The sequence below is a fragment of the Phenylobacterium sp. genome (genome assembly GCF_035475775.1).
GTDB lineage: Bacteria > Pseudomonadota > Alphaproteobacteria > Caulobacterales > Caulobacteraceae > Phenylobacterium.
Genome location: NZ_DATIMC010000045.1, coordinates 1 through 22,944 on the forward strand (window position 1 = coordinate 1; position 22,944 = coordinate 22,944).

Annotated in this window: 19 protein-coding genes and 1 pseudogene; 9 read left to right on the forward strand and 11 right to left on the reverse strand. The window is 70.5% G+C overall.

Translation table 11 applies throughout. The features are described 5' to 3' along the window. Positions 1 to 554, reverse strand: a 554-nt coding sequence (locus VLI41_RS05360; RefSeq protein WP_325267029.1) for a carboxylesterase family protein, incomplete at its 3' end; no start/stop codon positions are given. A gap of 134 nt (positions 555 to 688) precedes the next feature. On the opposite strand from VLI41_RS05360, the gene VLI41_RS05365 reads away from it, so the two are divergent. Next, positions 689 to 1,054, forward strand: a complete 366-nt coding sequence (locus VLI41_RS05365) for a hypothetical protein (protein ID WP_325267030.1) — start codon at positions 689 to 691, stop codon at positions 1,052 to 1,054. On the opposite strand, the gene ligD is transcribed toward VLI41_RS05365, so the two are convergent. Genes ligD through otsB form a run of 3 tightly spaced genes read right to left on the reverse strand, consistent with a single transcriptional unit; the run spans position 1,051 to position 5,872 of the window. After that, on the reverse strand, positions 1,051 to 3,669 hold the full coding sequence (ligD, locus tag VLI41_RS05370) for a DNA ligase D (protein ID WP_325267031.1): 2,619 nt from the start codon (positions 3,667 to 3,669) through the stop codon (positions 1,051 to 1,053). The genes VLI41_RS05365 and ligD overlap by 4 nt on opposite strands. Positions 3,670 to 3,725: 56 nt before the next feature. Further along, a complete protein-coding gene (locus VLI41_RS05375) occupies positions 3,726 to 5,126 on the reverse strand; it encodes an alpha,alpha-trehalose-phosphate synthase (UDP-forming) (protein ID WP_325267032.1) in 1,401 nt (466 codons plus the stop codon). Beyond that, positions 5,123 to 5,872 carry a trehalose-phosphatase gene (otsB, locus tag VLI41_RS05380; protein ID WP_325267033.1) on the reverse strand — a complete coding sequence of 250 codons (750 nt, stop codon included), beginning with the start codon at positions 5,870 to 5,872 and terminating at the stop codon, positions 5,123 to 5,125. The genes VLI41_RS05375 and otsB overlap by 4 nt, the downstream gene beginning before the upstream one ends. A 148-nt stretch (positions 5,873 to 6,020) precedes the next feature. Here otsB and zwf point away from each other — a divergent pair, with 148 nt between their 5' ends. Continuing rightward, positions 6,021 to 7,484 (forward strand): glucose-6-phosphate dehydrogenase, encoded by a 1,464-nt coding sequence (gene zwf / locus VLI41_RS05385; RefSeq protein ID WP_325267034.1) that lies wholly within the window; start codon positions 6,021 to 6,023, stop codon positions 7,482 to 7,484. Between the two features lie 5 nt (positions 7,485 to 7,489). On the opposite strand, the gene VLI41_RS05390 is transcribed toward zwf, so the two are convergent. Further along, entirely contained in the window at positions 7,490 to 9,391 is a 1,902-nt protein-coding gene (locus tag VLI41_RS05390; RefSeq protein WP_325267035.1) for a glycoside hydrolase family 15 protein, read from the reverse strand. A 153-nt stretch (positions 9,392 to 9,544) separates the two neighbouring features. On the opposite strand from VLI41_RS05390, the gene pyk reads away from it, so the two are divergent. Next, positions 9,545 to 10,963 carry a pyruvate kinase gene (gene pyk / locus VLI41_RS05395; protein WP_325267036.1) on the forward strand — a complete coding sequence of 473 codons (1,419 nt, stop codon included), beginning with the start codon at positions 9,545 to 9,547 and terminating at the stop codon, positions 10,961 to 10,963. Here pyk and VLI41_RS05400 read toward each other — a convergent pair. Beyond that, complete coding sequence (locus VLI41_RS05400) at positions 10,960 to 13,113, reverse strand: amylo-alpha-1,6-glucosidase (RefSeq protein WP_325267037.1); 2,154 nt, start codon at positions 13,111 to 13,113, stop codon at positions 10,960 to 10,962. The two genes, pyk and VLI41_RS05400, sit on opposite strands and share 4 nt — an antisense overlap. A gap of 7 nt (positions 13,114 to 13,120) precedes the next feature. Continuing rightward, positions 13,121 to 14,182: a glycosyltransferase family 4 protein gene (locus tag VLI41_RS05405; protein WP_325267038.1), complete on the reverse strand. Its 1,062-nt coding sequence runs from the start codon at positions 14,180 to 14,182 to the stop codon at positions 13,121 to 13,123. Between the two features lie 197 nt (positions 14,183 to 14,379). Between VLI41_RS05405 and pgl the strand changes: the two genes are divergently transcribed. The 4 genes from pgl to eda are packed head-to-tail and all read left to right on the forward strand — an operon-like array spanning position 14,380 to position 18,460. After that, the gene (pgl, locus tag VLI41_RS05410) at positions 14,380 to 15,051 is read left to right on the forward strand and encodes a 6-phosphogluconolactonase (protein WP_325267039.1); all 672 of its coding nucleotides are present in this window, start codon (positions 14,380 to 14,382) and stop codon (positions 15,049 to 15,051) included. Between the two features lie 4 nt (positions 15,052 to 15,055). Continuing rightward, the gene (edd, locus tag VLI41_RS05415) at positions 15,056 to 16,870 is read left to right on the forward strand and encodes a phosphogluconate dehydratase (RefSeq protein WP_325267040.1); all 1,815 of its coding nucleotides are present in this window, start codon (positions 15,056 to 15,058) and stop codon (positions 16,868 to 16,870) included. Between the two features lies 1 nt (position 16,871). After that, the gene (gene glk, locus VLI41_RS05420) at positions 16,872 to 17,843 is read left to right on the forward strand and encodes a glucokinase (RefSeq protein ID WP_325267041.1); all 972 of its coding nucleotides are present in this window, start codon (positions 16,872 to 16,874) and stop codon (positions 17,841 to 17,843) included. Then, positions 17,840 to 18,460, forward strand: coding sequence for a bifunctional 4-hydroxy-2-oxoglutarate aldolase/2-dehydro-3-deoxy-phosphogluconate aldolase (gene eda / locus VLI41_RS05425; protein ID WP_325267042.1), 621 nt, complete (start codon positions 17,840 to 17,842; stop codon positions 18,458 to 18,460). The genes glk and eda overlap by 4 nt, the downstream gene beginning before the upstream one ends. A gap of 168 nt (positions 18,461 to 18,628) precedes the next feature. On the opposite strand, the gene VLI41_RS05430 is transcribed toward eda, so the two are convergent. The 3 genes from VLI41_RS05430 to VLI41_RS05440 form a co-directional block, all read right to left on the reverse strand. After that, the gene (locus tag VLI41_RS05430; RefSeq protein WP_325267043.1) at positions 18,629 to 18,901 is read right to left on the reverse strand and encodes a DUF4242 domain-containing protein; all 273 of its coding nucleotides are present in this window, start codon (positions 18,899 to 18,901) and stop codon (positions 18,629 to 18,631) included. A 90-nt stretch (positions 18,902 to 18,991) separates the two neighbouring features. Continuing rightward, positions 18,992 to 19,768: an enoyl-CoA hydratase/isomerase family protein gene (locus tag VLI41_RS05435; RefSeq protein WP_325267044.1), complete on the reverse strand. Its 777-nt coding sequence runs from the start codon at positions 19,766 to 19,768 to the stop codon at positions 18,992 to 18,994. An 11-nt stretch (positions 19,769 to 19,779) separates the two neighbouring features. Then, complete coding sequence (locus VLI41_RS05440; protein ID WP_325267045.1) at positions 19,780 to 20,946, reverse strand: acyl-CoA dehydrogenase family protein; 1,167 nt, start codon at positions 20,944 to 20,946, stop codon at positions 19,780 to 19,782. A gap of 73 nt (positions 20,947 to 21,019) precedes the next feature. On the opposite strand from VLI41_RS05440, the gene VLI41_RS05445 reads away from it, so the two are divergent. Together VLI41_RS05445 and VLI41_RS05450 are read left to right on the forward strand one after the other, a co-directional pair. Continuing rightward, positions 21,020 to 22,240, forward strand: coding sequence for a CoA transferase (locus VLI41_RS05445; RefSeq protein WP_325267046.1), 1,221 nt, complete (start codon positions 21,020 to 21,022; stop codon positions 22,238 to 22,240). Positions 22,241 to 22,247: 7 nt separating this feature from the next. Continuing rightward, positions 22,248 to 22,808 carry an AAA family ATPase gene (locus VLI41_RS05450; protein WP_325267047.1) on the forward strand — a complete coding sequence of 187 codons (561 nt, stop codon included), beginning with the start codon at positions 22,248 to 22,250 and terminating at the stop codon, positions 22,806 to 22,808. Positions 22,809 to 22,817: 9 nt separating this feature from the next. Here the strand turns inward: VLI41_RS05450 and VLI41_RS05455 are convergent. Next, positions 22,818 to 22,944: pseudogene (locus VLI41_RS05455) on the reverse strand (IS5/IS1182 family transposase); the annotation flags it as partial.

Here is a 22,944-nt window from a genome sequence, read left to right on the forward strand (position 1 = left end):
TTCACCCATTTGAGCGCGGCGATCTGGTCCATCAGGCCGTAGTTCGCAAAGGGCGCCTGCTTATCCAGCGCCGGATGGGCGAACCAGCCGGCGTGGCCGAGCCGGTAGTTCAGGGTCACGGTGATCACGCCCTTCCTGGCGAACTCCGCGCCGTCGTGCACCGCGCCGAACGCGCCCAGGCTGGTGCCGACGACAAAGGCGCCGCCGTGGATCCAGACCATCACCGGCAGCCTCTGGCCGGGCCTTGCGCCGGCCGGGGTGGTGACGTTGAGGTAGAGGCAGTCCTCGACATCTTTTTCGCAGCTCGCGCCGGGCTTGGCGGCGTCGCGAACGCCCGCCCAGCTCGGCCCGGCGGTCGGAGGCTTCCAGCGCAGCTCGCCCACGGGCGGGGCGGCGTAGGGGATGCCGAGATAGCTCGCCGCGCCTTCGGCGACCGCGCCCTGCAGCGCGCCCTGGCGGATCTTCACCGTGGGTCCGCCGGCCGTCTGGGCGGTGGCGGCGGAGGCCAGAAGGCCGAGCGCCAGCGCGCCGGCGACCAGGGCGTGTCTGATCATGGATTCCCCCCAAATCGGATCGTCGGCGAGGCCTAGGGGAGGCGTGTTGCGCGATTGTGTCTGGCCGCGCGCGCGGAACCGCGGCCCCGGCTCGGCGATTGGCCTTGGCCTGGGTTGTCAACGATGAGGCCGGGATGCGGCGCGAACTCTTCCTGATCGGCGGCCTGCTGCTGACGCTCGGCGGCTGCGTGAGCTCGCCCAAGCAGACGGTGCTCAGCCTGGACACCACCGATCCGCGCTGGACCAGCCACCGCTGCGTCGCCGCCCGCAAGGAGGTGGCCCGCTACAACGACCACGAGCTCGCCCGCACCGCCGTGGGCCTGGGCGTCGGCGTCGCGGCGACCCCGCTCGCGGGCGCGGGCGCGACCCTGGCGCTTTCCGCCGCCCAGGATCCCAGGCGCGCCGAACTGAATCGCCGGGTGCGCGCGGCCTGCATCTCCGATCCGCTGGGCGAGCGCCGCGCCCGCGCCGAGCGCCGCGAGCGCCTGGCCAGACGTTAGCGCTTCAGCTTGCGGATCGCAGCCTGCAGCGGAACCTCGGCCTCGCAGTAGTCGGCCCAGGCCTTGGTCTTGGCGAGCGCGGCGGGCGCGGTGCGGATCGTCCAGCGCTTCGGATCGAGCCCCGGCTTTACCTGGTCCCAGGTGAGCGGGAAGGAGACCGGCGCGCCCGGGCGGCCCCTGGGCGACAGCGGCGCCACCGCGGTCGACATCCGGTCGTTGCGAAGATAGTCGAGGAAGATCCGGCCCTTGCGCTTGGCCTTGGCCATGTTGACGACGTAGCGGTCGGGCGCGTCGGCGGCGATCGCCTCGCAGACCGCCCGGGCGAAGGCCTTGGCGGTCGGCCAGTCGGTCTTGCCCTTGCCGTCCTTCAGCGGCGTGACCACGTGCAGGCCCTTGCCGCCGGTGGTCTTGCAGAAGGTGGCGAGGCCGAGGCTTTCCAGGCGCCCCTTCACCTCCAGCGCGCCCTCGATCACCCGCGTGAACGGAATCGCCTCGTCGGGATCGAGATCGAACACCAGCCGGCCCGGGACCTCAGGCTGGAAAGGCTGGCAGTTCCAGGGGTGGAACTCCACCGCCGCCACCTGGGCCAGCGCGATCAGGCCCTCGATGCGGTCCACCTGCAGGTAGGGCTTGTGGTCGCCGAACACCTTCACCTCGGAGATCAGCGCCGAGGAGCCCTTGCCGGCGTGGCGCTGGAAGAAGCGCTCGCCGCCGGCGATTCCGTCCGGCATGCGGATGATCGAGCAGGGCCGGCCTTTGACGTGCTGCATCATCCACGGCCCGACCGTCTCCAGGTAGCGGGCGAGATCGAGCTTGCTGACCGGCCGCCCATCGCCGCCGTCGGGCCACAGCGGCTTGTCCGGATTGGAGAGCACGACGCCGAGCACGACCGGCTTGTCTTCGCGGGCCTTGCGCGCAAGCGGCCGCGCCTTGGGCTGAGGCTCCGCCGCGACCGTGTCGACGGGCGCCGGCGCCTCCGCCGTCACCTCGTCCGCCGGCTTGTCCTCGCGCAGGCCCTTGAAGGCGCCCTGGCGGACCATGCCCGAGCCCGTGAAGCCCGCGAATTCGATCTCCGCCACCAGCTCGGGCCTGGCCCAGTGGACGTTCGCCTCGCGCTTCGGCGCGCCCGGCCCGGCGAACGGGCTGGATTTCGTCTCCAACGCCTCCAGCCTGGGCAGCACGCGGCGCACGGTGTCGCGGCCGAAGCCCGTGCCGACCTTGCCGACATAGACCAGCTTGCCGTCGCGGTGGGCGCCGACCAGGAGCGCGCGCAACTGGCCGGCCTCGCCGGTCCAGCCGCCGATCACCACCTCGTGGCCGGCGCGGCACTTGGACTTCAGCCAGTCCTCGCCGCGTCCCGAGCGATAGGGCGCGGCGAGGCGCTTGGAGACGATGCCTTCCAGCGACATCCGGCAGGCCGACTGCAGCACCGCGTCGCCGCCGGTCTCGAAGTGCTCGACGTAGCGGACCCTGGGCTCGAGGCGGCGGTCCTTCAAAAGTTCCGCCAGCCGCGCCTTGCGCGCCCGCAAGGGCTGCTCGCGCAGGTCCTCGCCATCGAGGAACAGGAGGTCGAAGACGAAGAGCACCAGGTCGCCGGTCTTGCCATCGGCGAGCGCCGCCTGCAGGGCCGGAAAGTCCGGCGCGCCGATGGCGTCCAGCGCGCAGGCCTCGCCGTCGAGAATCGTGTCCGGCAGGCCGGCCGCGGCCTTGGCGATGTCGCTGAACTTCGCCGTCCAGTCGAGACCGGCGCGGGTCTTCAGCGTCGCCTTTCCTCGTTCCACCCGCAGCTGCAGCCGGTAGCCGTCGAACTTGATCTCGTGCGCCCAGCCCGAGCCGGGCGGCGGCCGGTCGACCGATTTGGCGAGCTCCGGCGGCACGAAGCCCGGCAGGGCGGCGGCCCGGAGCCTCGGCGGCGGCGGCGCGCGCAAGGGTGCGGACGCCCCTGCCTCGGGTTCCGCGCGGTTCGACTGCCAGACCGCCTTGGGCGACGCGCGGCGCTTGGCCCCGGTCATGAACGGCTTCGGCCCCTTGCCCTTGCCGAGGGCGATTTCCTCCATGGAGCGGCCGGAGGCCACGGAGGTGGTCTCCTCGTCGACGATGGCGGTATCGGAATCCTCCACCGACCAGCCGTCGTGGTGCTTGATCAGCAGCCAGTTGTCGCGCTTCTCCCGCTCGCGCCGCTTCATCCGCACCAGCACGAAGCTCCCCTTCAGCCGCTCGCCGTCCAGGCGGAACTTCAGGTCGCCCTTCTTCAGCATGGCGTGGGGATCGCCCTCGGGCTCCCAGTAGCCGCGGTCCCACAGCATCACCGAGCCGCCGCCGTACTGCCCCTTGGGGATGGTGCCTTCGAAGTCGCCGTAGTCGAGTGGGTGGTCCTCCACCTCCACGGCCAGCCGCCGCTGGTGGGGATCGAGCGAGGGCCCCCTGGTCACCGCCCAGGACTTGAAGACGCCGTCCAGCTCCAGCCGGAAGTCGTAATGCAGCCGTGTGGCGGCGTGCTTCTGGATCACGAAGCGCAGGCGGTTCGAGGGCCTGGTCTCCTCGGACCCGGCGGGCTCGGCGGTCTTGGAGAAGTCCCGCATGGAGCGGTATCGGGCGAGGAGATCCTTGGCCATGCGAGCCAAACCAACGCCTTTTCGGCTGGTTCCGGTAGCCGCGGTCTCCGGCGGCCTCAGCTGGCGAGCGCGGTCCGCCGCTCCTCGGCGCCTTCCAGGGCGGCCACGAAGGAGTCGCGCCAGGCGGTCACGTCATGCTGCAGGATGCCATCATGGAGCGCCCGCCAGCGCCGGATCCGCTCGGCCTTGTCCATGGCGAGCGCGCGGCGAAGCGCATCGGCGATCTCGTCGGGGCTGTTGGGGTTGACCAGCAGAGCCTCGCGCATCTGGCGGGCGGCCCCGGCGAAGCGCGACAGGATCAGCACGCCCGGATCTTCCGGGCTCTGCGAGGCCACGAATTCCTTGGCGACCAGGTTCATGCCGTCGCGCAACGGCGTGACCAGGCCCACCCGGGCCGCGCCGTAGATGCCGGCCAGCTCGTCGCGCCGGTAGTTCTTGTTGACATAGCGGAAGGGATTCCAGTCGACGTCGGCGAACTCCCCGTTGATGCGTCCCGACAGGGCGTCGAGTCGCGCGCGGATCTCCTGGTAGGCTTCCACGCTCTCGCGGCTGACCGGCGCGATCTGCAGCATCAGGACTTCGCGGCGCATATCCGGGTTGGCGGCCAGGAACCGCTCGAATCCGGTGAACCGCTCCTCCAGCCCCTTCGAGTAGTCCAGCCTGTCGACCCCGATGATCAGGTGCCGGAACACGGTGCAGGCGGTCATCAGGTCGCGCATGCGCCGGGCCCGCGTCGACTTCAGCATGCGGTCGAAGTCCTTGGCGTCGATGCCGATGGGGAAGGCGCCGATCCGCACCGTGCGTCCGAAGGCCCGGAGCACGTCGTCGGCGACCTTCTCGCCGCCGGCTTCGGAGAGCACATAATCCTCGAAAGCCTGGCGATAGTCCTCGGTCTGGAAGCCGACCAGGTCGTAGTCGAACATCGCCTCCACCAGCTGGCGGTGGCCGGGCAGGGTGACGAACACCTGATAGGCCGGCCAGGGCACGTGCAGGAAGAAGCCGATCCGGTTTTTCAGGCCGAGCTTGCGCAGCTCCCGGCCCAGCGGGATCAGGTGATAATCGTGGATCCAGACCAGATCGCCCGGCTCGATCAGCGGCCTCAGCGTCTCGGCGAACCGGCGATTGGCGCGCTGATAGCCCGAGCCATAGGCCCGGTCATAGGCCGCCAGGTCGGTGCGATAGTGGAACAGCGGCCACAGCGTCTTGTTGGCGTAGCCGTTGTAGTACTCCTCGACATCCGATTCCTCGAGGTCGACCGTGGCGGCGGTGACGCCCTCGATCCGCTGCATCGAGAGCTGGCCGGTGAACACCGGCGTCGACTGGCCGCTCCAGCCGAACCACAGGCCCGAGTACTCGCGCAGCGCCGCGGCGAGCGCCATGGCCAGGCCGCCAACGCTCTCCTCGCCCGCGCCGGACGGCGGGTTCACGCGGTTGGAGACGACGATCAGGCGGCTCATAGCGCCGCCCTTAGCCAGGCGAGCGCCGCGGCGACGTCCGTCAGCCGGCAACGGGCCCCCGTGGGGCGCGCTGCGCCCACCAGCACCCCGAACCCGCCGAGCGCCTGGGCCGCGGCGAAACCGTCTTCGTCGGTCGCATCGTCCCCGAGAAAGATTGGGACCGCGCCCTTGAACGGCGGCTCGGTCATGAAGGCCTCGACGCTGTCGGCCTTGGTGGGGCCAGGCGTCCGCAACTCCTCGACCATGTCCCCGTCCTGCACCGCGAGACCGGTTTCCGCGGAGATCCGCCGGGCGCATGCCCGCGCCGCCTCGCCGCAATGCCGCGCCAGGCGGAAGTGGAGCGCGACGGAGAGGCCTTTCTCCTCCACGATCAAGCCGGAGTCCCGCGCCGCGAAGGCGCGGAACGCTTCGGCCGCCTCGTGCAGCCGCGGATGCACGGAATGCTGATGCAGCGCGCCGGCCGCATCGCGGCGAACCAGGCCGTGAACGGCGGCCACAGCGGTCACCCGGCCCTCGAGGATCCGATCGGCGTCGGCGAGCGTCCGGCCGGTGACCACCGCGAGCCGGCCTTCCAGCGCCGCGCAAAGGCGTTCCAGCAGATCGGTGCGGCGCGGATCGGGATGGACGTCCTGCGGGCGCGCGGCGATTGGCGCCAAGGTCCCGTCGAGATCGAGGAAAAGGGCCGAGTGCTCGAGCGCCAGAGGATTCGGCGCGGGACGATGGATCGTGAGTTCTTCAATCGACATTCGGCTCGCCCCCGGGCCGACTGGGAACGCGCGGGCCCCTCGTTCGATCCACACCTTGCCTCAGCAATCCAACTCCGGGAGGGCCTTGACGTTCCCACGAGCGTCGGCGCTATGCGGGCCTCCGATTCTCGCAAAGAGGAATGCGCAGATGGCCGAAGCCCCTCGGGCGGACCTGCTCGTCCTGTTCGGCGGAACGGGCGACCTGGCGCGGCGGATGCTGCTGCCGTCGCTCTACTACCTGGACGCCGATGGCTTCCTGCCGGAAGGCTTTCGCATCGTCGCCACGGCCCGCGCCGAGCTGTCGCGCGAGACCTTCCTGGATCGTGTGCGACGCGACCTGGAGGCGAGGCCGGAGGGCCTGGAGGCGGCCGTCTGGACCCGCTTCGGCTCCAGGCTCGACTATGTCTCGGCCGATGCGACCACCGCGCAGGGGCTGGCGAGCCTCGGGCCGCACCTCGATGGCGCGCAAAGGCCCATCTTCTATCTGGCGCTGTCGCCCAGCCTCTATGGACGGGTCTGCGTCGCCCTGGCCGCGGCGGGCTTCGCCACCGATGACAGCCGCATCGTCCTGGAGAAGCCGATCGGCCGCGATCTCGAGACCTCGCGGGCCATCAACGTCGCGGTGGGAGCCGTTTTCGACGAGGAGCGGATCTTCCGCATCGACCATTACCTGGGCAAGGAGACCGTGCAGAACCTGATCGCGCTGCGCTTCGCCAACACTCTGTTCGAGCCGCTCTGGAACAATCTGACCATCGACCACGTCCAGCTCACCGTCGCCGAGACGGAAGGGGTGGGCGACCGCTGGCCCTACTACGACGAATACGGCGCCCTGCGCGACATGCTGCAGAACCACATGCTGCAGCTGCTCTGCCTGGTAGCGATGGAGCCGCCGAGCGACATGGAGCCGGACTCCGTCCGCAACGAGAAGGTCAAGGTGCTTCGCTCGCTTCGGCCCTACACCCGCGCCGAGGCGGCCAGTTCCTCGGTGCGCGGCCAATATGCGGCGGGCGTGGCGGCAGGCGCCAGCGCCCAGGCCTACGAGGCCGAGCGCGGCCAGGCCAGCGACACCGAGACCTTCGTCGCCCTGCGCGTCGACATCGACAACTGGCGCTGGGCGGGCGTGCCGTTCTTCCTGCGCACCGGCAAGCGGCTGCCCGAGCGCCGCACCCAGATCGCCATCCAGTTCAAGGGCGTGCCGCACTCCATCTTCGACGGTCCGGCGCGCGAGGATCTGGTCGCCAACCGATTGGTCATCGACCTGCAGCCTGACGAGGACATCGAGCTGCTGCTGATGAACAAGGCCCCCGGGATCACCGCCGGCGGCATGCGCCTGCAGTCGCTGCCGCTTTCGCTGTCGCTGCTGCGCACCTACGAGGGGCCGGGCGCGCGGCGGCGCATCGCCTATGAGCGGCTGCTGCTGGACGCCATCTGCGGCAACTCCACGCTGTTCGTGCGGCGCGACGAGGTGGAGGCGGCGTGGCGCTGGATCGACGGCGTGGCCGACGCCTGGCGCGAGGCGGGCATGGCGCCCAAGCCCTATGCGGCGGGCTCCTGGGGTCCGGCCGGCGCCTTCGCCCTGATCGAGCGCTCGGGCCGCGCCTGGTACGACTGAGGCCGTCAGCGCACCGTCGACCAGGGCCGGGAAAGCAGCGTCGCGCAGTTGATCAGGCCGACCAGCGAATAGGTCTGCGGGTAGTTGCCCCACAGCTCGTGGCCGTCGAACGCCATGTCCTCGGAGAGCAGGCCCGCCTTGGTGCGCCGCGCCAGCATCTGCTCGAAGAGCTCACGCGCCTCGGCGGTGCGGCCGGACAGATGCAGGGCCTCGATCAGCCAGAAGGTGCAGAAATTGAAGGCGGTCTTCGGCACCCCGAAATCGTCGGGGATGGCGTAGCGCAGCATGAAGGCGCCGCGCCGCAGGCCCTTCTCCACCGCCTCCATGGTGGCCCGCATCCGGGGATCGTCCGGCGTGGTGAAGCGCAGGTCGATCAGCTGGAGCAGGGAGGCGTCGAGCTCGTCGCCGTCGAAGGTCGCCGCATAGCGCCCGAGCTTCTCGTTCCAGGCGCGCCGCTCGATGGTGTCGCGCATCTGGCGGGCGCGCTCGGCCCAGTGGTGGGCCCGCTCCGGCAACCCGACCCGCGCCGCCGCGTTGCCCAGCCGGTCGCAGGCCGCCCAGCACATCACGGCCGAATAGGTGTGCACCGCCTCGTGGCCGCGGAACTCCCACAGGCTGGCGTCGGGCTTGTCGTAGAACTCGAAGGCGCGGTCGCCGATCGGCTCGATGGCGCGGAAGTCGTCCTCGTTGGCCGGGCGGAACAGCCGCTCGTCGAAGAAGGCCTGCACGGTGGAGAGCACGATCTGCCCGTACACATCGTGCTGCCGGTGCTCGTGCGCCTGGTTGCCCACCCTGACCGGCCCCATGCCGCGGTAGCCTGGCAGGTGGGGCGCGATCCATTCGGTGAGCACCGGCTCCAGGCCCACGCCATAGACCGGCTGCACATGGCCGGCTTTGCTGGAATCGACCAGCACCGCGGGCTCGAAGCCTGAGGGGGCGCCCCCCGCGTCGCCGGTCGCGACCGGGACCGGATGGACGTCGCCGCGCCGGGCCTGATCCACCAGGTTCCTCAGATAGCCCAGGTAGTTCTCCAAGATGTCGGCCGCGCCCAGCCGGTTCAGCGCCTGGACCACGTAGTAGGCGTCCCGCAGCCAGCAGTAGCGGTAGTCCCAGTTGCGTCCCGGTTCGCCGCGCGCCACGGGATGCTCGGGGATCGAGGTGGTGAGCGCCGCCACGATCGCGCCGGTCTCCTCGTAGGCGCAGAGCTTGAGCGTGATGGCCGCGCGGATGACCTCCTCCTGCCACTCCAGCGGCACCGACAGCGTGCGCACCCAGTTGCGCCAGTAGAAGGTCGTCTCGCGCAGCATGCGCTCGGTGGTTATGGCGACGTCCGCCTCGAAGCCCTCGTCGGGGCCCAGGAAGGTGGCGATCGCCTCCTCCAGCCGAAACGTCCGCTCCTCGAGAATGTGGGTCACCGAGGCGTCGGTGGTCAGCCGGATGGTCGAGTCGCCGCCGATGTAGCGGATGTGGTTCGAGCCGTTGGTGGTCGCGCAGCTCTGCTCGCCGTAATTGGCGGTCGGCCGCATGCGGACGCGGATCAGCGGGGCTCCGGTGATCGGCCTGATCAGCCGGATGAAGGCGAATGGCCGATAGACCCGCCCGAACTGCCGATAGCGCGGAGAGAAGTCCATGATCTCGAGCGCCCCGCCGTGGGCGTCGACGATCTCGGTCGAGAGGATCGGCGTGTTGCGCACATAGGATTGGCGGATTTCCACCGCGTCCTCCACATCCACCGACCACAGGCCGCAGGTCGACTCCTCGGCAGGGTCCTTGCCGCCGAGCAGGGCCGAGAAGAACGGATCCCCATCCACTCTGGGCGCGCAGGACCAGACGAACCGGCCGGCGTCGTCGATCAGCGCGCTCGCCGCGCAATTGCCGATGGGAAAGAGTTCAAGGGTCTGGCTCAAGGCCGCAGTCCCGTCGTTCGCCGCTTGCACATTGGCCGGAGCCCCCGCATTCCGCTCGGGGCATAACGCCCATGCATTAAGCTTGGCTCCGGGACCGAGCGTGCGGTTCACGCGTTGCCCGGCCGCAGCCCATCCCTTACACGCAAACGGTCCATGATCCGAGCCCGCAGAGCCCGCATCGTCGCGACCCTCGGTCCGGCGAGCCGCGACCCCTCCCGCGTGCGGGAGCTGGCGAACGCCGGCGCGGACGTCTTCCGGGTCAATTTCAGCCATGGCAGCCAGGCGGAGCACGCGCGCACCATCCAGGCCGTGCGGGCGGCGGAGCCCGGCGTGGGCCGGCCGCTGGCGGTGCTCGCCGATCTGCAGGGCCCGAAGCTCAGGCTGGGCGAGTTCGCCGACGGCGTGGTGCGCCTGCGCCCCGGCCAGGCTTTCCGCCTCGACATGCGGCGCGAGCCGGGCGATGCGAGCCGGGTGCGGGTGCCGCATCCCGAGGTGTTCGCCTGCCTGCGGCTCGGCTCCGTGGTCCTGCTGGACGACGGCAAGGTGCGCCTGCGGGTCCTCGCCCATGGCCCCGACCACGCCGACACCGAAGTGGAGTCCGGCGAGCAGCTCTCCGACCACAAGGGCCTGAACCTTCCCAACCTGTCGGTGCCGATCCCGGCGCTCACCGAAAAGGACCGCGCGGACCTCGCCTTCGCGCTGCAGGAAGGCGTCGACTGGGTCGCGCTCTCCTTCGTGCAGCGGGCTTCCGACATGGCCGAGCTGCGCGGGCTGGTGCAGGGCCGCGCCGCCGTGCTGGCCAAGATCGAGAAGCCGGCCGCGCTCGAGAGCCTCGACGAGATCCTCGACCTCTCCGAGGCGATCATGGTCGCCCGCGGCGACCTCGGCGTGGAGCTCGCCCCGGAGGAGGTGCCGGTCTTCCAGAAGAAGCTGATCCGCGCCGCCCGGCTGCGCGGCCTGCCGGTGATCGTGGCGACCCAGATGCTGGAATCCATGACCCACTCGCCGACGCCGACGCGGGCGGAGGCTTCCGACGTGGCCGGCGCGGTCTACGAGGGCGCCGATGCGCTCATGCTGTCGGCCGAGACGGCGGCCGGCGACTATCCGCTCGAGGCGGTCTCGATGATGGACCGGATCATCACCCGCGTGGAGCAGGATCCCCGCTGGCCGGAGCTGATGCGCGCCGAGTATCCGGTCGAGGACGCCGACGCCGACGCCCTGGTGGCGGCTGCCCGCAAGGCCTCGGAATCGTCCTCCACCGCCTGCATCGTGGCCTTCACCACCACCGGCCAGACGGCGCTCCGGCTGGCGCGCGAGCGGCCGCTGCAACCCACCCTCGGCCTGACGCCGAACCTGGACACCGCCCGTCGCCTGGCGCTCGCCTGGGGGGTCGAGCCGCGGGTGATCGCCGAGGTCGCCGGGCCGGACGATCTGGCTCGGATCGCGGTCGAGCAGGCGGTGGAGACCGGGCTCGCCCCGCCGGGACAGCGGGTGCTGATCCTCGCGGGCCTGCCGCTCGGCTCGCCCGGCGCCGCCAACATCCTGAGGTTGGCCCACACCCCCAGGCGTTAGCGCGCCAGCTTCACGTGCTTGGCGAGCTTGGCCCGATCGCGCAGCACCACCACGGCTTCTTCGCGCTCGAACTGCAGGTCGAGCAGCTGGTCGCGCAAGCCGAGCCGCTGCAGGGCGAAGTGGTCGATGCCGAACGGCAGGTGCGGGTCGCGGATGTGCAGGACATCGTGCTCGCCGTCGATCGCCAGGCCCAGGCAGGCCTGCAGCATCATGAACACTGCGCCGGCGGCCCAGGCCTGGGGCAGGCAGGCCACGGGATAGGCGACCGGCGGATCGCCCGGCCTTCGGACGAAGCCGCAGAACAGCTCCGGAAGCCGCATCTCGAACTGCGAGGCGCTCTCGAACATCGCCGAGGTGATCCGCATGGCGCCTTCGCGCTCGCCGTAGCGCGCCATGCCCATGACGCAGATCGCCGTGTCGTGCGGCCACACCGAGCCGTTGTGATAGCTCATCGGGTTGTAGCGGGCCTCGCCGACCGCCAGCGTGCGCAGGCCCCAGCCGGAGTTGAAATCCGGGCCGAGCAGGGTCTCGATCACCCGAGCGGCGCGGTCAGCCTGCGGCAGGCCGGCGAACAGCAGGTGTCCCTGGTTGGAGGCCCGGACCCGGCAGAGCTGGCCCTCGCCGTCGATGGCCAGGCCGTAGGAGCCCTGCTCCTCCATCCAGAACAGGTCCTCCACCTTGCGCCGCATTGTCTCGGCGCGGTCCGCATAGCGTTGGGCCGCCTCGCTGTCGCCGCGCTTTTCGGCGAGCCTGGCCATGGTGCGGAAAGCCATGAAGGCATAGCCCTGCACCTCCACCAGCCCGATCGGCGGCGGCGGAAACGTGCCGTCGGCGTGGAAGATGGAATCGCCCGAATCCTTCCATCCCTGGTTGGTGAGCCCGCGTTCGGAGGTCTTGGAGTAGGTGAGCAGTCCGAAGGGACTGGCCTCGATCCCACGCTCGACCCAGGCGGTGGCGCGCTCGAGGTGGGACCAGAGCTGGTCGACCAGCTCCATGTCGCCGACGCGCTCGGCGTAGGCCCCGGCCAGCCCCACGAACAGCGGCGTCGTGTCGACCCCGCCGTAGTAGCGGCCGAACGGCACCTCGCCCAGCGCCGCCATTTCGCCGCGCCGGGTCTCGTGCAGGATCTTGCCGGGCTCGGAATCCCGAAAGGCGGAGACCTCTTCGGCCTGGTGCGTCGCCAGGAAGGTGAGCACGCCCTTGGCCAGCGCCGGCTCGAACCAGAGGATCTGCCAGGCGGTGATGATCGCGTCACGCCCGAAGGCCGTGGAGAACCAGGGGATGCCCGCGTAGGGGTAGGGTCCGGTCTGCAGCGGCGTGGTGAGCAGCGCCAGGTCGGCCCGCGACTTCTCCATCCAGGCGTTGAACAGCCGCCCGGTGGTGCGCAGCCGCGCCCCGCGCCGGCGGCGGGCGCGCATGGCGAAGCGTGCGCGGGCGGCCGCGGCCCGGAATCGTTCGCGGGTCGGCGTCGGCCCGGCGTGCGCGCCGATCTCCACATAGAGCTCGACCCGGCCATAGGCCTGCAAGGCGTACATGTACTCCGCCCGATCGTGGGCGAGCCTGCTCGGCGGATCGGAGAAGATGATCACGCTGCAACGTTCCACCTTGTCCAGGCCGTCGTAGCGGAACCGGACGCTCCGCTCGCCCACCTCGGCGGGATGCCGGGTACCCCGCTTGGGCCGCACCGCCCCGCGCACTTCGAACATGTCGCGGAAGTCCGCGTCGAACTCGAAGGCGAGCGGCAGCATCACCACGGTGTTGGAGTAGTTGGCGACGGTGATCCGCTCGTAGAGCCGTTCCTCCCAGAGGAATCGCTTGCGCTCCACATGCAGGACCCCGGGCGGCCCGACCGGACCGCCGGGCGACACCAGGGCGCCGTTCACCAGGTGCGAGGTGAAGAAGACGTTGTCCTGGCTCGCTGAGCCCGACAGCAGCGTCGGCGAGTTCGCCCCCAGCAGCAGCCTCCAGCGCGACAGCACGCGGGTGTCGTCGTGAAACAGCCCGTCGGCCAGGCCCAGCACGTCGCCCATGGCGTCGGCGACCAGGAACGTGTCGCGATCCTTGAGGGCATAGAGCCGCGCGGGAACCCGCGGCTCCTCCATCTCGCCCCATTCGACCGCGGCGGTGTGGCCAGGCGCGAGATCGTCCATGCCGGCCTCAGGCCGAGATCGCGGCCGCCCGGCCAAGCGCCGGGACGCCGGTCAGGCGGACGTAGAGCTCGAGATAGCGCGCGGCCATGGCCGTCGCCGAGAACCGCTCCTCGAAGCGCCTGCGGATCGCCCTGCGGTCCAGACCCGGCGCGCGGGCCGCCGCGGCCACAGCCTCCTCCTCGTTGCGGACCACGAAGCCGGTGAGCCCATCCTCGATCACCTCGCGCACCGAGCCGCAGTCATAGGCGATCACCGGCGTGCCGCACGCCATGGCCTCGATCATCACCAGGCCGAACGGCTCGGGCCAATCGATCGGAAACAGCAGGGCCTCCGCGCCGCCGAGGAAATCGGACTTCCGCTCGTCGCCGATCTCACCCACGTACTCCACCAGCGGATGGTGCAGCAGCGGCTCGATCTTCTCGTCGAAATAGACCTGGTCGGCCCGGTCCACCTTGGCGGCGATCCGCAGTGGCCGGCCCAGCCGGGTGGCGATGGCGATCGCCCGGTCGGGCCGCTTCTCCGGCGAGATGCGCCCCAGGAACGCCAGATAGCCGCGGCCGCGCTGCGACGGCCGATAGAGGTCCGCCTTGAGGCCGTGGTGCACGGTGCCGGCCCAGTTGGCGAAGGGCAGCGGCCGCCGCTGGTCGTTGCTGATGGAGACCAGCGGGAAGCTCCGCCAGCGGCGATAGACCTGCGGCAGGTCCTCCATGTCCAGGCGGCCGTGCAGCGTGGTCAGGGTCCGCTGCGCCATGTGCTCGAAGAACGGGAAATGCATCATGTCGGTGTGGAAGTGCAGCACGTCGAATTCGTACGCGCGCCGGCGCACCTCGGCGTGCTGGACCATGTGGGCCGCCAGGTCCGATTTCAGCGACGAGGGGTCGAGCCGGATCGCCCGGTCCCTGACCGGCGCGAGCTCGGCCCGGGTCTGGGCCTCGGCGCTGGCGAACAGCACGACCTCATGCCCGAGCTCCACCAGGGCGTCGCACAGATGGGCGACCACCCGCTCGGTGCCGCCATAGAGCTTGGGCGGCACGGCTTCGTACAACGGTGAAATCTGGGCGATCCTCATACGCTACCCCACACACTCCGGAACACCGCCGCTGCGGTGCTGCTTGTCATGGGCCCCGACAAGAACGCGCGGGAAAACGTGCGCGTCCTTAAACCGCCGGTCAATTGCGGGCGGCCGTTTTCGGGGCGGGATTTGTCGTCCCAGGAAATCGCGGAGCGGCCCTGTGTCGTTCCCACAGCCCAGGCGTAGAAGACGCCATGATCGAGACCTACGCCAACGCCCACGCGCTCGCCGAAGCCGCCGCCAAGGCCGTCGCGGCGCGCCTCGAGACCGGGCTCAGGACCCGCCCGCGCGCCACCCTCGTGGCCACCGGCGGCCGCTCCCCGGGGATGACCTACGATCGGTTGGGAGCAACCGGTCTGCTCGACTGGGCGCGCGTGGTCGTCACCCTGTCCGACGAGCGCTGCGTCGCCGCCGACGCGCCGGAGTCCAACGCCCGGCTGGTCCGCGAGCGCCTGCTCGCCGGCCAGGCGGCCAAGGCGCACCTCGTCCCGCTGTGGCCGAAGCCGGACGCCGCGGCCCTGCGAGCCCTCCTGCCGTTCGACGCGGTCATGCTGGGGATGGGCGAGGACGGGCATGTGGCCTCGCTGATTCCGGGCGATCCGGGGCTTGCCCAGGCGATGGATCCGCGGGCCGGGACCTTGCTGGCGGACGTGCCCGAAGGCCTCGGCTCGCCGCCGCTCGCCCGCGTGACGCTGACGCTTTCCGCGCTCCTCGCCTCGCGCGCCATCTTCCTTCTGATCGCCGGCGGGGCTAAGCGCGAGGTGGTCGAGCGCGCGCTGGCGGGCGAGGATCTGCCGGTGGGCCGCATCCTTGTGCAGGAACAGGTTCCTGTGCGGGTGCTCTGGGGCCCGAGCTTCGAGAGGTAAAGCCATGCATCCGGTCACGGCCGAGGTCACCGAGCGGATCGTCGAGCGGAGCCGCGACAGTCGCGCCGCCTATCTGGAGGAGGTCGAAGCCGCACGGAACGCCGGCCCCGGGCGCGGCAAGCTTTCCTGCGCCAACTTCGCCCATGCCTTCGCGGCGCTGCCCGGTTCGGACAAGCAGCGGATGCGCGATCCGTCCGCCCCGAACATCGCGATCGTCTCGGCCTACAACGACATGCTCTCGGCGCATCAGCCGCTGGAGCGCTTCCCGCCGATCATCAAGCAGGCCGCCCGTGAGGCGGGGGCCACGGCCCAGTACGCCGGCGGCGTGCCGGCGATGTGCGATGGCGTGACCCAGGGCCGGCCCGGCATGGAGCTGTCGCTGTTCTCGCGCGACGTGATCGCCATGGCGACGGCCGTGGCGCTCACCCACGACGCCTTCGACGCGGCCCTGATGCTGGGCATCTGCGACAAGATCGTGCCGGGCCTGTTCATCGGCTCGGCGGCTTTCGGGCACCTGCCGGTGATCTTCGTCCCCGGCGGGCCGATGACCTCCGGCGCCTCCAACGCCGAGAAGGCGCGCGTGCGCGCGCTCTACGCCGAGGGCAGGGTCACCCGCGAGGAGCTGCTGGACTCCGAGATGAACTCCTACCACGGGCCCGGCACCTGCACCTTCTACGGCACGGCCAATTCCAATCAGATGATGATGGAGATGATCGGCCTGCACCTCCCGGGGTCGGCCTTTGTGACGCCCAACACCCCGCTGCGCGACGCCCTGGTCGCCGCCGCGCCGAAGCGGGCCCTCGAGATCCGCGACGGGACCAACGACTACACGCCGTTCTCGGCCGTGGTCGACGCCAAGAGCCTGGTCAACGCGATCGCGGGGCTGCTGGCCACCGGCGGCTCGACCAATCACACGCTCCACCTGATCGCCATGGGGCGCGCCGCAGGGCTCAGGCTCACCTGGGAAGACTTCGACGACCTTTCCCGCGTGACGCCGTTGATCGCGCGCGTCTACCCGAACGGCAGCGAGGACGTGAACGCCTTCCAGGCGGCCGGCGGCATGGCCTTCGTGATCCGCCAGCTGCTCGACGCCGGCCTCGCCCACGAGGACGTCAGGACGGTCGCCGGTCCGGGGCTGCGCCGCTATCAGACCGAGCCCTTCCTCGACGACGGCCGGCTGGTCTGGCGCGAGGGGACGCCCGCCTCCCTCGACCGCGACATCCTGCGGCGGGCGGACGATCCCTTCCAGCCGGAGGGCGGGCTTCGCCTGCTCGACGGGCCGCTCGGCCGGGCGGTGATCAAGACCTCAGCGGTGAAGCCCGAGCATCTGACCATCGAGGCGCCGGCCCTCGTCTTCGAGGGCCAGGAGGCGCTGCTGGCCGCCCACAAGCGCGGCGAGCTCAACCGCGACTTCGTGGCCGTGGTCCGCTTCCAGGGCCCGAAAGCCAACGGCATGCCGGAGCTGCATTCGCTGACGCCCGCGCTCGGGGTCCAGCTCGACAAGGGCTTCAAGGTGGCCCTGGTCACCGACGGACGCATGTCGGGCGCCTCGGGCAAGGTCCCCGCCGCCATCCATGTGACGCCGGAGGCCGCCGACGGCGGGCCGCTCGCCTACGTCCGCGACGGCGACATCATCCGCGTGGATGCGCGCACGGGCGCGCTCGACATCAAGGTGGCGCCCGAGGAGCTGATGCGGCGTGAGGCGGCCCGGCAGAGCGAGCGGTCGGACCGCGGCTACGGGCGTGGGCTGTTCGGCTGGATGCGGCGGACGGCGGGCCGCGCCGACGCCGGGGCGTGCGCGCTCTTCGAGGCGGCCTGAGGTGAAGCCGCAGTACATCGGCCTCGTGGGCGACGTGGGCGGCACCAACGCCCGCTTCGCCCTGGTGGACGCCACCGGGCACATCCGCAACCCGCGCAGCTTCGCCGCGCGCGACTACGGCTCGCTGTCGGCGGTGATCGGCGACTATCTGGAGACCACGGCGGGACGGAAGCGGCCGCCGCGCGCGGTGATCGCCGTGGCGGGGCCGGTGATGGACGGCGAGATCGCCTTCACCAACCTCGACTGGCAGGTCTCCGAAGGCGACCTTCTGGCGACGTTCGAGTTCGAGGCCGTGAAGCTGCTCAACGACTTCGCCGCCCAGGCGCTCGCCTGTCCGCTGCTCGACCCGGAAGACCTCAGGCCCATCGGCCAGCGCCTGCGCGGCGGCGGCCAGGACTGTCCGATCGTGGTGCTGGGCGCGGGCACCGGGTTCGGCGTGGCCGGCCTGGCGCGCGGAGCCCTGGGCGACGTGCCGGTCGCCACCGAAGGCGGGCACGCGGCCTTTGCGCCGGGCGACGAGGTGGAGCTGGAGATCTGGCGGCGACTGCAGGCCAGGTACGGCCGGGTCTCCATTGAGCGCCTGCTCTCCGGCGCCGGCCTATTCGACCTCTACAGGGCGCTCTGCGAGATGGACCGCTCGGAAGCGGCCCTGGCCGACGAGAAGGCCGTGATGGAGGCCGCTGCGGCCGGAGACGCCTCGGCGGGCGCCGCCCTCGACCGGTTCGCGGCGATCATGGGGGCGGTGGCGGGCGACCTGGCGCTCACCTTCGGCGCGCGCGGCGGGGTGTTCGTCTCCGGCGGCATCGCCCCGCGCATGGCGGACCGGCTGGCCGCAAGCCAGTTCCGGGCCCGCTTCGAGGCCAAGGGCCGGCTGAGTCCGTTCGTCAGGGAAATCCCGACCTCGCTCGTTCTGCATCCCTATCCGGCGATCGTCGGGGCGGCGCGCGAGTTGCAGCAGATGGAGCGGCTATGACGCTCGAGCAGATCCTCACCGCGGCGCCGGTGATCCCAGTGCTGGTGATCGAGGATGCGGCCCACGCCGTGCCGCTCGGCCGCGCGCTGGTGGCGGGCGGCCTGCCGGTGCTGGAGGTGACCTTCCGCACCCCGGTCGCCAGCCGCTGCATCCAGGCCATGGTCGCCGAGGTGGAGGGCGCGATCGTCGGCGCCGGCACCGTGCTGGATGCGGCCATGCGCCAGGCGGCCGCCGACCTGGGCTGCGCCTTCGCCGTCTCGCCCGGCCTGATCGCAGGCGAAGCCGCCGACGGCCCGGTTCCCCTGCTGCCGGGCGTGGCCACGCCGACGGAGCTGATGGCGGGGCTCGCCGCGGGCTTCTCCTTCTTCAAGCTGTTCCCGGCCAACGTCGCAGGCGGGGTGGGCGCGCTGAAGGCGCTGCAGGGGCCGTTCCCGCAGGTCCGGTTCTGTCCGACCGGCGGCGTCAATGCGGCCAACGCCCGGGATTACCTGGCGCTTGCCAACGTCGTCTGCGTCGGCGGCAGCTGGGTGGCGCCCCCCGAACTTGTCCGCGCCGGCGACTGGGAGCGCATCACCCTGTTCGCCAAGGAGGCCGCGGCCTTGGGCGGTGAACGGTGATCGTCATCCCCGGCCTCGTAGGACCTCTGAGGACAATCCCAGACGCGCCGCGCGACACGACGGTAATTTCGAGGGCCGCGCGCTGGTGATCCTCTCGCTGCTGCTCAGGGCGCTCGCCGCCGAGCGCGACCGCGCGGCGAGCGCCAGGTTCAGCCAGGGCCGAGGCCGTTAGTCCGCCGTGGTCGGGTCGATGTGCGCCCGGACGGGGGATATGGAGTTCGCCGGGAAGCCGCCCATCTCCGCGTGCTTGCGGATCAGCGCCTCGTTGGGCGCGCGGTAGATGCAGTAGATCTTGTCGTCGGTGACGTAGCTGTTGACCCACTGGATCTCGGGGCCGAGCTCGCGAAGCACGCTGCACGAGCCCTGCGAGGCCGCCTTCAGGTCGCCGGCGCCCAGCTTGCCGACGCCGGGCATGTTCCGTTCGATCACAAACTCGGGCATGAGCTCATCCGGCCGGGGCCGGCTCCCTATCCACGCGCAAATGCGCCCGACGCCATCTAACAGCGTTACGTGGCGTCCGGGGAGTCCACTTTAGTGACCGACGAAATTCCCCACCCGCCGCCCGGAAACCGAGCGGACGCCTTCCTTGTAGTCCTCGGTGTTGCGCAGCCAGCCCTGCTCCTTGGCCTCGATGTCGGTCTGGGCGCGGACCGCGGCGGCGAGGTCGGCGCGCATGGTCTTGCGGGTCGAGACGATCGCCAGCGGCGCGTTCTCGGCGATCTCGCGGGCCAGCCGCAGGGCGGCGGCGCGGAGCTCGTCCAGCGGGACCACCTCGTCCACCAGGCCCCAGGGCAGGCCTTCCTCCGCCTTCACCCGGCGCCCGGTCAGGCACATCAGCTCGGCCTTGGTCGGCCCCACCAGGCGCGGCAGGGTGTGCGTCAGCCCGAAGCCCGGGTGGAAGCCAAGCTTCACGAAGTTGGCCGCGAACCGCGCATCGGGCGAGGCGATGCGGAAGTCGGCCATCACCGCCAGCCCCAGGCCTGCGCCCACCGCCGCGCCCTGCACCGCCGCCACGATCGGCTTCTTGGCCGAGAACAGCCTCACCGCCTCGTCGTAGAGCGGATTGACCGCGCCCAGGCCGCCGGCGCTCTCGCGGTTCACCAGGTCCGCGCCGGCGCAGAAGTTCTTGCCTTCCGCCTGCAGCACCGAGCAGCGCAGCTCCACGTCTTCATCGATGGCGTCGAAGGCGTCCGCCAGGTCGCGGATGAACTCCACCGAGACGTGGTTGTGCGGCGGCCGGTCGATGGTCACCACCGCCACGTGACCGTCCACTGCGATGCGGACGTGATCCCCGAACTGCTCTCTCATTTCCCCGTCCCCTACTTTCTCGTTCCCAGAAGGTTGCGGGCCACCACCCATTTATGGATCTCGGTCGGCCCGTCGTAGATGCGCATGGTCCGCAGCTTCGCCTGCATCAGCGACAGCGGCAGCTCCTTGGTCATCCCCATGGCGCCGAACGCCTGCATGGCGCGGTCGACCGTCTCGTAGGCCATCTCGGTGGCGAACCACTTGATCATCGAGATCTCGTTGCGCACGTCGAGGCCGCGGTCGAGCTTCCAGGCGCAGTGATAGGTCATCAGCCGGGTGGCGTGGATCTTGGTCGCCGCCTCCGAGACCCAGAACTGGATCGCCTGACGCTCGGAGAGCGGCGCCCCGAACGTCTTCCGCTGCGGCGCGTACTCGATGAGCATGTCCAGCGCGCGCTGCGCCATGCCGACCGACCAGGCGGCCATCTGGATGCGCCGGGTGCCGAGCCGGGTCTGCATGGGCGCGAACCCCGCGCCCTCCTGGCCCAGGAGCTTCCAGCCCTCGACCCGGCAGTCCTCCAGCGCGATCTCGTAGGTGTAGGCGCCGCCGATCATCGGGATCCGCCGCAGCACGTTGAACCCCGGGGTCCCCTTGTCGACCAGGAAGGCCGAGATGCCGCCCCGCGCCCGCTTCTCGGTGTCGCTCACCGCCATCAGGATGGTGAAGTCGGCGTGCTCGGCGCGGCTGATCCAGATTTTTCGGCCGTTGATTATCCAGTCCTTTCCGTCCCTCACGGCCCGCGTCTGCATGCCGGCGGGGTCCGAGCCCGCGCCCGGCTCGGAGATGCCGATCGCCGAGACGGTCTTGCCGGCGACGTAGGGGGCCAGATACGCCTCCCGCTGCCGGTCATCGACGGTCTGCATCAGCATTCTGAGGTTCGGGCTGTCCGGCGGCAGGGTATAGGGCGTCATGGTGCGCCCGATCTCCTCCTCGACGCCGACCATGGCCGTCATCGGCAGATCCGAGCCGCCGACGTCTTCCGGCGCGTCAAGGCCGAACAGCCCGAGCTCCTGGGCCTTGGCGTCCAGGCGCTTGTGGTCCGCGGGGTCGATCCCGAGCCCCCGGCCTTCCGCTTCGCGCGCCAGCACGCCCGCCTCCAGCGGCGCCAGCTCGTCGCGCACGAACCGCGCCACCAGCTCCTTGAGCATGCGGTGCTCTTCGGCGAGCTCGAAATCCATGGCGCCCCTCCCGTCGCGTGGCTGATCTTGTAGTGTGATCTTAACGACCAGAACCGGCGAGGGGAGTGCTCACGTGGCGGAACGCAAGCGATTGGCGGAGGCGGCCACCGGCCCCCTCAAGGGGATCCGCATCCTCGACCTGACCAGCGTGGTCAACGGCGCCTATGGGGTGCAGATCCTCGCCGACCAGGGCGCCGAGGTGATCAAGATCGAGGATCCGGTCGGCACCCGCGGCGGCGGCGGCGACATCATGCGCTGGAGCGGGATCAAGCCGGAGGGCGCGCCGGCCGACATGGGCCCGATCTTCATGACCCTCAACCGCAACAAGCGCTCGGTGGTGCTCGACCTCAAGACGCCGCAAGCCAGGGCGGCGCTGCTTCGGCTGGCTGCGACCTGCGACGCGGTGGTCTCCTCGGTCCGCTACGAGGGCATGAAGCGGCTGGGCGTCGCCTATGAGGACATCGTCAAGGTCAAGCCCGACATCGTCTTCGTCCATGCGGCGGGCTACGGTTCGGACGGACCCTACGCCGGGGAGCCGGCCTATGACGACCTGATCCAGTCGGCCTCCGGCTGCGCCGACATCCTGCCCCGCACCGATGGAAACCCCACCCCGCGGATCATCCCGACCCTGATGGCCGACAAGGTCTCGGGGCTGTTCCTGTCGCAGGCGGTCACCGCGGCGCTGCTGCATCGCCAGCGCACCGGCGAGGGTCAGTTCGTCGAGGTGCCGATGCTGGAATGCGTGACCAGCTTCCTGATGGTCGAGCACCTGTTCAACCACACCTTCGAGCCGCCGACCGGCGGGCTGGGCTACAGCCGCGTCGTCAACCCCAACCGCAAGCCCTACAGGACCAAGGACGGCTACATCGGGCTCCTGCCCTACACCGACAAGCAGTGGGACCAGTTCTTCGAGATCGCCGGCTGGGGCGAAACCATCGCCAAGGACCCGCGCTTTTCCGACTACACCACGCGCAACCGCCACGCCCGCGAGCTCTACGCCATGGTCGAGACGGTGACCCAGGAGCGGACCACCCAGGAGTGGCTCGACCTGCTGAAGCCGCTGTCGATCCCGGTCGTCAGGACCAACCGGCTGGACGACCTCGAGCAGGACGAGCACCTCAAGGCCGTGGGGCTGTTCGAGGTCTATGAACATCCCGAGGTGGGCGCCTATCGCCAGATGCGTCCGCCGGTGAAGTTCGCCAAGACGCCGGCCAACATCCGCCGCCATCCGCCCAGGCTCGGCCAGCATACCGCCGAGGTGCTGGCGGAGGTCGGCGAGGCGGAGGAGGCCTGAGGGGCGCATGCGCATCGTGGTGGTGGGCAGCTCGGGGTCGGGCAAGTCGACCTTCGCCCGCCGTCTGGCCGCCGCCTGCGATCTGAAGCGCATCGAACTGGACGCGCTGAACTGGGCGCCGGGCTGGCGCGCGAGGTCGGTCGAAGAGCCTGCGACCTTCGAGGCCCTGGTCGACGAAGCCACCGCCGGCGAGCGCTGGGTCACCGATGGCAACTACCGCCTGGCCATGCCGCGCATCCTGCCGAAGGCCACGCACCTCGTCTGGCTGGACTACCCGCGCCCGCTGATCATGCGCCGCGTGATCCGGCGCAGCTTCCTGCGCGCGATCACCGGGCAGGAGCTCTGGCCCGGCACGGGAAACCGGGAGGATTTCCGCCGCTGGCTCAGCAAGGAGCATCCCATCCGCTGGGCGTGGGACACCTATTATCGGCGCAAGGCGCAGTACGAAATCCTCTTCGCCGAGCCGCGGCTCGCGAAGCTGGAGAAGCACAGGCTCCGCCGACCGCGTGAGGCGGACGAGCTGATCGCCCGCCTCGCCGCGGAGAGCTGCCTGGGTTCGGCCGCCTAGGGTCCGGACTCAATTGAGCCAGTAGGCGCATGTGGCGGCGATGAGCGCGCCGGCGAGGTAATTGCGGCCGAGCTTGTCGTATCGGGTGGCGACGCGGCGGAAGTCCTTCAGCCTGCACCACATGCGTTCGACGCGG

Coding starts and splice junctions, on each gene's coding strand:
- pgl (WP_325267039.1), top strand. CDS start 14,380: ATGATCGAGACCTACGCCAACGCCCACGCGCTCGCCGAAGCCGCCGCC.
- edd (WP_325267040.1), top strand. CDS start 15,056: ATGCATCCGGTCACGGCCGAGGTCACCGAGCGGATCGTCGAGCGGAGC.
- ligD (WP_325267031.1), bottom strand. CDS start 3,669: ATGGCCAAGGATCTCCTCGCCCGATACCGCTCCATGCGGGACTTCTCC.
- otsB (WP_325267033.1), bottom strand. CDS start 5,872: ATGTCGATTGAAGAACTCACGATCCATCGTCCCGCGCCGAATCCTCTG.
- zwf (WP_325267034.1), top strand. CDS start 6,021: ATGGCCGAAGCCCCTCGGGCGGACCTGCTCGTCCTGTTCGGCGGAACG.
- VLI41_RS05440 (WP_325267045.1), bottom strand. CDS start 20,946: ATGGATTTCGAGCTCGCCGAAGAGCACCGCATGCTCAAGGAGCTGGTG.
- VLI41_RS05400 (WP_325267037.1), bottom strand. CDS start 13,113: ATGGACGATCTCGCGCCTGGCCACACCGCCGCGGTCGAATGGGGCGAG.
- eda (WP_325267042.1), top strand. CDS start 17,840: ATGACGCTCGAGCAGATCCTCACCGCGGCGCCGGTGATCCCAGTGCTG.
- VLI41_RS05450 (WP_325267047.1), top strand. CDS start 22,248: ATGCGCATCGTGGTGGTGGGCAGCTCGGGGTCGGGCAAGTCGACCTTC.
- VLI41_RS05365 (WP_325267030.1), top strand. CDS start 689: ATGCGGCGCGAACTCTTCCTGATCGGCGGCCTGCTGCTGACGCTCGGC.
- VLI41_RS05435 (WP_325267044.1), bottom strand. CDS start 19,768: ATGAGAGAGCAGTTCGGGGATCACGTCCGCATCGCAGTGGACGGTCAC.
- VLI41_RS05375 (WP_325267032.1), bottom strand. CDS start 5,126: ATGAGCCGCCTGATCGTCGTCTCCAACCGCGTGAACCCGCCGTCCGGC.
- VLI41_RS05405 (WP_325267038.1), bottom strand. CDS start 14,182: ATGAGGATCGCCCAGATTTCACCGTTGTACGAAGCCGTGCCGCCCAAG.
- VLI41_RS05430 (WP_325267043.1), bottom strand. CDS start 18,901: ATGCCCGAGTTTGTGATCGAACGGAACATGCCCGGCGTCGGCAAGCTG.
- pyk (WP_325267036.1), top strand. CDS start 9,545: ATGATCCGAGCCCGCAGAGCCCGCATCGTCGCGACCCTCGGTCCGGCG.